General features: G+C 40.5%; 6 protein-coding genes. 3 read left to right on the top strand and 3 right to left on the bottom strand.

Features of this window, described 5'->3' with window-relative positions; all coding sequences use genetic code 11:
- Positions 1–106: 106 nt before the first annotated feature.
- Positions 107–2,380, top strand: coding sequence for a putative bifunctional diguanylate cyclase/phosphodiesterase (locus tag CWB75_RS12545; RefSeq protein ID WP_138570821.1), 2,274 nt, complete (start codon positions 107–109; stop codon positions 2,378–2,380).
- A gap of 117 nt (positions 2,381–2,497) precedes the next feature.
- Here CWB75_RS12545 and iadA read toward each other — a convergent pair whose 3' ends face one another.
- From iadA to CWB75_RS12530, 3 genes are all read right to left on the bottom strand, one after another.
- A complete protein-coding gene (gene iadA / locus CWB75_RS12540; RefSeq protein WP_138570820.1) occupies positions 2,498–3,664 on the bottom strand; it encodes a beta-aspartyl-peptidase in 1,167 nt (388 codons plus the stop codon).
- A 12-nt stretch (positions 3,665–3,676) separates the two neighbouring features.
- Complete coding sequence (gene yfcC, locus CWB75_RS12535) at positions 3,677–5,080, bottom strand: putative basic amino acid antiporter YfcC (protein ID WP_138570819.1); 1,404 nt, start codon at positions 5,078–5,080, stop codon at positions 3,677–3,679.
- A 141-nt stretch (positions 5,081–5,221) separates the two neighbouring features.
- Positions 5,222–8,158 (bottom strand): TonB-dependent receptor domain-containing protein, encoded by a 2,937-nt coding sequence (locus CWB75_RS12530; RefSeq protein ID WP_138570818.1) that lies wholly within the window; start codon positions 8,156–8,158, stop codon positions 5,222–5,224.
- Between the two features lie 353 nt (positions 8,159–8,511).
- Between CWB75_RS12530 and CWB75_RS12525 the strand changes: the two genes are divergently transcribed.
- Both CWB75_RS12525 and CWB75_RS12520 read left to right on the top strand, forming a co-directional pair.
- Positions 8,512–10,230 carry a cyanophycinase gene (locus CWB75_RS12525; RefSeq protein WP_138570817.1) on the top strand — a complete coding sequence of 573 codons (1,719 nt, stop codon included), beginning with the start codon at positions 8,512–8,514 and terminating at the stop codon, positions 10,228–10,230.
- A 111-nt stretch (positions 10,231–10,341) separates the two neighbouring features.
- On the top strand, positions 10,342–10,893 hold the full coding sequence (locus CWB75_RS12520) for a flavodoxin family protein (RefSeq protein ID WP_054200649.1): 552 nt from the start codon (positions 10,342–10,344) through the stop codon (positions 10,891–10,893).
- Positions 10,894–10,911 lie beyond the last annotated feature (18 nt).

Below are 10,911 nucleotides of genomic sequence, written 5' to 3'. Positions count from 1 at the left end.
CTACCTTGGATAACTACTTCAATTGGATTAACTATTAGACTTATTTAATTGATTTTCGCAACATATCAATGTTTAATTGAATGACATGAATTAACTGTTGTTTATTATGCACTTTCTCAATAAGTACTTCTTACTTAACGATCATCATACTGCCCATGATGAAGTCGCACATTGGCGGGTGAGTGCACTGCGGATAATTTTAACTCTCGTTACTTTGCTCTGTTTTTTGGTAGTTTGTTATACATACACCCGCGCAATTGAATTCAACCTAATTTACATTGCAGTTATTACTATTAGTTTTTTCACTATTGCTTTGAGTCTTTTATTAGCAAGTAAGCGATTTTACACATTTAGTGCAAACGCACTTTTATTAACTATCGTTGCCGGTAGTTTATCAATGAATTTATTTTTAACTGACTTAGAGCTTGCAAAGGTGGGTTCTATGTTTATGTATTCATGTCCCATCATTGCTCTTATGCTACTCGGTTACAGAACGGCTTTGGCCTACGGTATTTTAAACATCATACCTTTTTACATGATTATTAATAATGTTGATTTATCTGGCTATTCAGGAATAGCAAGCCAATTACCAGAAGCTGGCTTATATATTACAGGCCTGATATTTTTATTTTTTAATATTTGTATTCCACTTGCTACTGCGCGAACAATTGTTGCTGCCAAACGTTTAAACAAAACCATGTTAAATGCTAATAGCTTCCTTAAAGATAAAAATGAGCTTTATCGCACCTTATTTACTGAATCTAATAAAGCTAAAATTATTGTCGACGAAAATTTAGTAATTACAGATTTAAATCAACACGCTATTGAAATGTTTGGATTAAAAAACAGCTTGAAAGAAAAGGCTGTGAGAATTGATGGGTTATTTCCTGCACTTAATAGCAAAGAGTTAAATATAAAAAATCAAATCATAGAATATAAGAATCGCTACTATAAGAGTAATTTCCAGCAAATAGCAATGAGTACAAATTACCGAGTGTATGACTTTTATGATTGCACGCAAGAGCAATTAATTAAACAAAATTTGTCCATGATGGAGCAAGAGAACAAACGTCTAAGGTTTAGAGACTCGCAGACGAAACTGCCTAATCGAGAGTGGTTTGAGATGCAATGCGATAGATTAACGTCTAAATACCAAAAAGGGTTTTATATTGTCGTTACACAAAGCGCAAATAGTGAATATTTAAATTTAAAACTTAACAAAGCTGACTCCCAATCATTGCTAATTACTGCTTATAAGCGCTTAAAAGCAATGTCAGAGGGGCCTTTGCTTTGTGCGCATATAGAAGGTGGCAAACTTGGCTTTATTATTGGTTCAAGCTCAAGTGAACAGCAAAACAAGTTATTAATACAAATTAAAAGCACCTTAGATCAAACTTATGATGTGTTTGGTACTAATTACCAACAATCATTTTTATTTGGTTTTGCTAAGTGCCCAGAGCATGGTGAAAATAGTGCGATTGTTCTTAGTAATGCGTGTGAGGCGCTCAAACTCGCAGACTATAACTTGCCATTTAATGGTTACAATCAAAAACAATCACAGGCCTTTATGGAAAAGTATGAAATTTCCATGTTACTTGATGAAGCTTTGCAACAAAATGATCTGTCAGTACATTATCAACCTAAAGTAGATGCAAAAGGTGAATGTATAGGGCTTGAAGCATTAGCTCGTTGGCATAGCTCTGTACTTGGCTGTGTATCGCCCGCTGTATTTATTCCTATTGCGGAAGAGTACAGAATGATTAGCCGATTAACGGACTTAATTATTCAAAAAGTCTGCGCTCAAATTGCCCAATGGAGTAAAGTTGGTTTGCCACTTTTACCCGTAGCAATAAACATATCTTTGCTCGATTTTAGCCAAGCTGATTTTATGTCAAAATTGGTAAAATATTTGGCGGATTTTAATGTAAAACCGAATCAAATAGAATTAGAGCTTACTGAAACGTCACTTGAGGCTAACCAAGTTCACTCTCTAAAACTTATGCAAACTCTGCAAGATTGGGGGTTCACTATTACAGTGGATGACTTTGGTGTTGGATACTCGAATATTGCACGACTTGCTGATTATCCTATTGATAAACTTAAATTGGATCGCTCTTTAATAAGTAAGGTTACAAGCTCTACACGTCAAAAAAGTTTAGTTAAAGCCATGCATGTGATGTGTGATGAACTTAATATTAAGTGTGTAGCCGAGGGAGTAGAAACCGAAGAGCAGGTCTTAATAATGTCCGAAATGGGATGTAAAGAGTTTCAAGGTTATTACTTTTCTAAACCTATGAGTGCTCAGGTTTATGCTGAATATATAAATCAAAATGGTCTGTTTTTTACGGCAAAAAACTTAGCTTCTGCGAAAAGTAGCTGAATTTAACAACTAGGTTCTAGTGACCTTGTTGGATTGATATTTGTTTAAACTAGGGTAATAAACTCTTTGGTGTTAAATGCTACTGAAATATTTCAGCAGCATTTTAGATGTACTAACTTATTCAAACACTCCTTTTATGACTGCATGGGTGTTTTGCACCATTAAAGTGCCGTTAGCCCATACATACTCAGGGGTTAAGGTCTCTTTATCGAGAAGCACAACATCCGCGTCGCTCGCTGTTTTAAGGCGGCCTTTATCAACTCCTAAAATATCGGCAGGGTTACTGGTTATGCTCATTAAAGCGTGCTCAATAGGGACGTTATATTGCTTAACTGCTTGCTGAAACGAGGTTAATAAAGAGGACTCTTTGCCTACCTCTAACCCTAATAAGCTAAAGTCTTTATCAAAAATAGGTAAACTAGCATGGCCATCTGAGCTCATAGTGAGTTGATTTGGTGCTACGCCTTGTTCTAAGCAGTAGGCAAGGGCATGGGCTGCTGCATATTCACCATGGGCTAAATCGTAGTCGGTGGTGCTGGTGGTAAAGTCGATAGTACCGCCCTGATCACAAAAGTGAATACCGGCATCAAGAAGTGCTTTATTGCGGTTCATATGCGTAGGGTAAAACTGTTTAAGCTTAATATCACTTTGCTGAGCCACTTGATGCAAAATAGTTAAATGGCTATCAACAGGGCCGACATGAATACTCACGGTGCCTTTTTTACCACTGAGCATACCGGCTACTTTGGCCTCGGCTGCCAATTCTGCTAATTGCTGGACCGTAGGTTGGCTACTGCGATGATCAGAAATAGCCACTTCGCCAACACCTATAAACTCCTCTATATACATGATGTCGTCAGTGATTGAGTGAGTAAGAGTTTTAGCGGGTAAATGATACGAACCGGTATGGCAAAATACATTCAGCCCTTGCTCTTTTAGGCCTTTTGCTTTGGCAACCAAATTGGTCAGCGTACGTGAGCTTGAATCGGTACCCAGTGCGGCCACCACCGTGGTGGTGCCCGATAGGGTTGCATCGGTTAGGTTCATTTCAGGGGTGCGGCTGGCAAATCCAGCTTCGCCACCGCCACCGGTAATATGCACTAACGAGTCAACAAACCCCGGCGTAACAAGCTTATTTTTACCGTCAATTCGTTTGACGAGTACACTGCTGTCGAGGATTATATTTTCGTCAATAGCAATGATTTTACCACCGCCAATTAAAACATCTTGTGTGCCTAGGTAGGTAGGTGCATAAACGTTTGCACCTTGAATTAAAGTTAACATAACAAATTCTTTTTATTGATAATTAATAAAGTAAGCAAGAAATATAAAGCCGCTTGCTAATACAAAAAGTGCTAGAGCAAAGCGCCAAATAAACGCAGCCCATTCTCCCCAATCTAATTTCACGACCCCTAAACAACCAATTAAACTAGCTGAGGTGGGAATTAAAATGTTGGTTAATCCATCGCCTAATTGAAAGGCCAATACTACAATTTGCCTTGATACATTGAGCAAATCGCCAAGTGGAGACATCAGCGGCATAGTGATGGCAGCTTGGCCTGAACCCGATGAAACAAAAAAGTTAAATACACTTTGAAACACCAGCATTCCCCAAGCTGCAATGTAATCTGGCACACTGGCTATGCTACTTGCACAGTAATAAAGCAGGGTGTTGAGAGTTGAGGGAGTGGTTAAATCACTACCGCCTAATAGTAATACAATGCCTTTAGCCAGTGCGACTAATAACGCCGCTGGCAATAATTCTTGTGCACCGTGTTTAAACGCTTCCGCGCACTCATTCGCGGTTAGCTTTTTAAACACGATGGCAATTATTGCACTGATAAGGCCAATACAAAAAAACTGTGCAGCAAGCTCAGGAATATAATATTGGCGCGCCATCACCCCCCATACAACCCAGGCTATGCCCAATACAAACACTAATAATGTGAGTGCATCGGCTAGGCTGAGTTTAATCGTTGGCTGATCACCCGTTTTTTGGGATTGTGTTTTTATCCGTTTTGCATAGCGCATTGTAAACACGAGGCCTACAAGGGTAAAACAAGCCCACGCTAACATACGAAAGCCCGCACCAGAAAATACTGGGATTTCAGCTATCGATTGCGCTATAGCAATGCTAAAAGGGTTCATCCATGAGGTGGCAAAGCCTATTTGCGTGGCCACGTAAGTTGTAAGTACAGTGACTTTAGCGTCGTAGCCAAGTTGTTGCATAATAGGGAGCAGCACAATACAAAATGCAATAGCCTCTTCGCCCATACCAAATACCGCGCCGCCTAACGAAAATAGTAAAAACAGTAAGGGAATAAACAGCCATTCAACCCGCTGGGTTTTATTAATAAGTGCCATAATGCCGTTATTAATCGCGCCGGTTTTCATAATAATGCCAAAGGCACCGCCAGTGATTAAAATAAACGCCATTACGCCAATAGCTGCACCATATTTATCACCCGACACTAAGCCTTCAAACAATACATTTGCTAAACCAATGTCGCCACCTTGTGCAAAAACAGGTGGTGATTGTTGGTCGTTAACGGCTTGATATTGTGAAAGCTGCACAGTGTGGCTACCAGATTCTGCATTAAATACCCCAGGGGTAATAAATACCGTGGCCATATAGGCAACCACTGCCACACACAGCAAAATGATGCTGGCATCTGGCATAGAAAATTGTTTTTGTTTCATAATTTCACTTTAATAAAAGGTCATTGTGTTGATGCGTAAATAAACGCTTAAACGTACTTTAGCACTTAATAGGCAGTGTCACTGTAGCCATGACCAGTAATAAAAGGAAGGCCGCAAAGCGTTTGCTTTGCGGCTAAGCGGTTAAAAGCGGTAGCTGATACTTAATTTATAATTAGCACCTAAGGCATTATGGTTAATTGAATCAAAGCCTCGGCTTGAACCGTAAAGTGTGGGTGGCTCTTTATCAAAAACATTATTGATTCGTGCGCGTAAGGTCAGTGACTTATTAACATAGTAACCTGCTGATAAATCCCAAACGAGCCAATCGTCAACCTGATGCTCACCTTTTGAGTCTAATACGCCAAGCGAATCTAGTTCATCAATTTCACGCCCACGCAGGCCTTCTATATCATCCTCGTAGCTGCTGGTGTAGTTTGCACCTAAGTTAAGGTAGTAACTTTGCGCTTCCCAATCTATTGACATACGCGCAACATTTTCAGGGTAACGATACGTCCCCACTAGCTTTTCAATTGAATCTGAACCTGGTTTATTGCGCTCATATTCAAGATAGTGAGTACCGTCAAACGCAAAGGTCAAATCGCCGCTTGGTAATACAAACCTATGGTCAAACTTAATATCAATACCTGCTAACGTTTGTGTACCGGTGTTTTCAAGTTGAATGACGTGGTCACGGAATAAAGGTAAGTATTCTTCATCTTTACGTTGGGGAAACTTTTCAAGATAGTTATCTAAAATTTCATTTAAATTAGCGCCATCTTGCTCAATTGTTAAGCCGCTACCATTTTCTCCATCGGTTATACCACATAAATCATAATCGTAAGAGATACCTTGTTGACCTTCTGGCACAATGCCACAATAACGCAGTGATGCATCAGTTATAGCGCGGTCGAGCACGGCGGTCATGTTGGTATCGATTACTTGTTCGTGATCAAACTGCCAATAATCAACGGTTAAGTTAGTATCAACACTTGGGCTCCACGCAAAACCAACACTAATGGCTTCTGACTCTTCAGCTTTTAGGCTTTTATTACCCAACTCAAGTGAATTAACACTGACCTCAGTACCTTGACCTGCACAGTATAGTTCTGAAACCGCTTGGTTAGCGCCACAATCAAATGTTGAACGAGTGGTTCTTAATTTAACACCCGCTTGGGTAAGTGAAGGAGCACGAAATGACGTAGACCATGAGCCACGAACAACTAACGAGTCAGTAGGACGATAGCTCAAACCAATTTTAGGATTAAAAGTGCCACCAAAGTCATCGTAATGATCGTATCGACCCGCTGCTTGCAGCTCTATTTGCTCAGTAAGTGAAATACTTAATTCAGCAAAAGCAGCATATTGAGTACGATCTGCCTCTGATAAACTAGAGCCAAAACCAAATACATCTACTAAGTAGCCGTCTTCAGGGCGTGATTGTGAATTAAGCGAAGGAATGTCGCTTAGTTCTTCACGGCGTGCTTCTACCCCAAATGAGGCATAGGCAGGTAGCTCGTTAAAGGTAAATAGCTCACCATTAAAATTAGCATCCCAGCCATAAACAGTACTTTCTCCACTGCGTGTTGGGCGAGCTTGCGCTGTTGCCAAAACGGCATCGTTAGCGGCGTCGCCTTGAAGGAAAGGGTTGTAAAAAGGCAGTAACTCCCCAGATGCACAATTTAAGTCAGTACCGTCAAAACTTGCCAATGTACCGTCTGAACAAAGCTCGCCTGTTATCGCGCCATGAAACTGATAACGATTATAAACCCCAGCAATCGCTTCTTGCTCTGAACGTGAGCGAGAAAGAGTAACACCAGACTCCCAGCCCCAATCACCAATTTCACCACTTAGGCTACTTACTAAGCGAAAGTTTTTCGTTTCTACTTCCACTGTTCTTGGAGCATTAAAGCGGGCATCAAAGCCAAAACCATACACTTCTCGGCCACTTTGAGTATCGAATGGGTCAATGTAGAGTTGATCCATCAAATCATTACTACCATCGGCATTATCGTAAATAAATAAGGCGTCTTCTAAAATATACGGGCCGTCGTCGTCATTAATTTGGTTAATAGGTGAGGGCGATGAATACGCTTTTGCCTTGGTTTGGCTGTAAAAAAAGTCAGTGTGCCATTGTAGACCACCGAGCTCACTATTAAACATAAAGCCGGTTGAAAGGCTCTCAAATGGGGTATCTAGGTAGTCATCTTGATTAGGGTAGTAAGCACAAATTTGTTCACCAAATTCAGTAGTCACTAATTCGGTTTTACAGTTTGGTGATGGAAGTTCGTTACCGTCTCGGCTGCTGAAATAATAAATATTCGGTGAGTTCTCCAGCTTAGGTAAATAGGAGTAACCATTCACTAAAGAGGGAGAGGCCGTGTAATTACGATCGGTCGCTTTAAAAGCGTTACGGTCGTATATATCTGCAAATACCGTTAAGTTACTCTCGCCTACTTTTGTACCATACACTAAGTTTAGCTGCTTTTTACTTTCGTCATGCTGATTAAAGCTATCGGCAAACGAAGTATTGATTTCAGCGCCTTCAAAATCATCTTTTAAAATGTAGTTAATAACACCCGCTACAGCATCGGCACCATAAACGGCTGATGCACCGGTGGCTAAAATATCAATACGTTCAATGGCCGCTAGCGGAATAGAGTTCACATCTACAAAGTTTTCAGTACCTGCAGCAAATGAACTAGGCGCAACTCTTCGCCCATTTATTAATGTCAGCGTTGCCGAAGGTCCCATGCCTCGTAAGCTCGCTGCTGATTGACCTGCTGGTGTGGAGGTAGACGTACCACCACTTTCAGAGGTTGAGAACGTACCGCTTCCGCCTTTAAATACAGATAAATCTTTGAGTAATTCATGAATGGTATTAGCACCAGAGCGTTTGATTGCATCTTGGTCTAACACGGTTAGTGGAATAGTGCCTTCCAGATCAACGCCTTTTAAGCGAGATCCTGTTACTTCTACTCGTTCAATGTTGGTATCAGTTTGAGTTTCTTGTGCATACACACAAGTGACAGGGCTCAGTAAAGCGCTTACTGTGGCCGCAATAGTTAGTTGACGAAACATTGTAGTACCTTTTGTCTTTTTTAAGCGCGCAGAAATAGGTTTAATATTTCTTAAGGCTTTAATTATTATGGTTTTTTAGACAGGGCAATGGTGAAATGACACGCTGAGCCCCTCACAGAAATTAGTGAGGTGGTGGGCTACTCGTCAAACCACTCCGAAAGGTAGTGTGGTGAGTAGAAATATGTTGTAAGCAGTGTTGCTTTTTTAAACATAATTCTCGTTCCAAAAAGGTTTTTGACAAAGCTAGCAAATGGGTGCTAGCTTACTCGCGTTTTAAAGTTCCTTTTTTTTATAGCAAGTGAGAGACGCTCTCGCAAGTTATTTCTTATAATTTTTTACATGAGTGTAACATAATGGAACGAATATATTTACCAAAAAAGCGACTAGTTAAATCGCGAACAATAACCGCTTTTTACTCAATTTTAATTGCTTTTTCGCTGCAGTTAAACGCAAAAGAGCCTAGTCAAACTCTCGTGTTAGTGGGGGGGGCTCTCACAACATGTGCCAGTTTAAGCCCTAAAAACTGTGAAAAAAATACTCAAATTTCGGGTAAAACGCATAATGTATTTGCGCTCTCTCACACTAAAATTAGTCAAATAAAGCAACAGTGGCCTAGTGAAAATAGCCAAGCTAAAAACAATACTATTAAAAATTTAGCAACAATGCAGGCTAAATCATCGCCCACGTTATCGAAAAAAGAGCTGTTATGGTTGTGGCGCGATATTGATAGCAAACAGCTCAATAGTTTATCGGATCAAGAATACAATTTTGTAATAGATATGCTTGAAGTAGCTCAAATAAAAAGCGACAACAAGCGACTAAAAGAGCAGGTAAATACTGCGCTTAATAGCGAATCGGCAGCGACAGAGATTTTGCAGTTTATATCGGGAAGTTTAAAAGTTAATGATACTAACCCGAGTATGCTAGCCATTACCGCCTCAAGCAGAGACCCTTATGAATCTGCTGATTTTTATGAAGGATTACTAAGCTTCCCTAATGTAAATTCGCAATGGCTTGCATTAACCCCTGCGCTTGCTAAAGCAATAACCACCAACAAGTGTGATGATTTAACCACGCTTAGGCACTCCGAAATGGGGCTATATCAACGCGAACATATTTACCCTGATCGCACACAAGCTGAATATCAATTGTGTAAAAAAGGCACCGACGCTTTAGTAGAGCTAATAAAAAACAGTACCGGTGTGATGTTTAATGGTGGCGATCAAAGCCTAACTCGAAAAGTATTATTTGATGAAAATAACCAGCCTTACCCTTGGACAAAAGCATTACAGTCTCGCCCTGTTATTGTTGGAACAAGTGCAGGTACCGCGGTGCAAAGTGGTGGGCAAGCCCACGCCGGGAATGTAGTGATGATCACCAATGGCACTAGCTTGTCGGCATTGAAAGAAGGCGCACAAGCCATTGATGCCCCAAGTGAACGCTCAAACAGCGATAGTTTAACTTACAACCGCTTTGGGGGTTTAGGCACATTTAGTTACGGTGTACTCGATACACACTTTAGCGAGCGAAACCGTACATTAAGACTAGGCACTTTGCTCGACGACTTAAACGCAAACAAAGCTCAGCCGACATTCGGTTTTGGTGTAGACGAAACCACAGCCTTAGTGGTGATTAAATCTGAAGCTGGCAATTTAATGACCGTAATTGGTAAAAATGGTGTGGTGTTGGTTAAATCAACAGAGCAAGCTCAGGCTGAAACTGAAACTAAAACTAAAACTAAAACCTACAGTTACTCTTACTGGCCTGTGGGCAGTGTGATTGATATTAAAAATAACGATTTTACCTTAAGTCAGCGCAGTATTAGCCAAGCATTGCCAGCAATTAAAATACCGCCTTTACCAGTTCAGCGTTTTGGCAGCATTTTAACGCAGGCCAAATTACGCTCTTTAACGCAAGCCATGTGCCTTAGCCAAGAACAAACGGCTGTTGGCCAGCAAGATGAGTTTATTATTAGCCTATCTACCACGCCTGAGTCGGCATATCATCGTATTAGTGCTGCGCAGTATGGCTGTGCGGTGAGTAATTTAGAAATTGCAGTGAGTACCTTTTAATTTAATGCCACGCAAGCTAATTTAATTAAACACGCTGCTTAGTTGATTTTAGATTAAGCGGCCATACTATATTTAAAGCGTGTTTATTAAATCACAACAAAAGGAAGGTTCATGAGTAAAGTAGCGGTTATTTATTTTTCGGGATATGGCCATACCAAAAAAGTGGCTGAATTTGTAGCTGATGGAGCAAACGCTCAGCTTATTGCAATCGATGAGAATGGCGACATAAAAGACACCGATTGGGATGTATTAAACAATGCAGACGCCATTATTTTTGGTGCACCTACCTATATGGGCTCATATCCTTGGCAGTTTAAAAAGTTTGTTGATGCTACCTCTAAAGTATGGTTTACCATGGGGTGGAAAGACAAAGTATTTGGCGGGTTTACTAATAGCGGCAGCCTAAATGGCGATAAACAAGTCACTCTAATTAGTATGCAAACATTGGCTTCGCAACATGGTGGAATTTGGGTAAGCCTAGGGTTACCACCGGCCAATAAACTGGAATCAACTCGTCAAGACATCAATAACTTAGGCGGTTCAGTTGGCGTATTAGTGCAATCACCTACTGATGCAGATGAATCTGCTATTCCATCAGGCGATTTAGAAACGGCTCGTTTATACGGCGAACGTGTAGCTGATGTGGCCAAACGCTTAAAGTAAAAGTCACTCGATAAAATA

The organism is Pseudoalteromonas sp. S1608, from assembly GCF_005887265.1.
GTDB classification, from domain to species: Bacteria; Pseudomonadota; Gammaproteobacteria; order Enterobacterales; family Alteromonadaceae; genus Pseudoalteromonas; species Pseudoalteromonas undina.
Note: the sequence above shows the minus strand (reverse complement) of the source record. Positions and strands in the feature narration are given on the sequence as shown.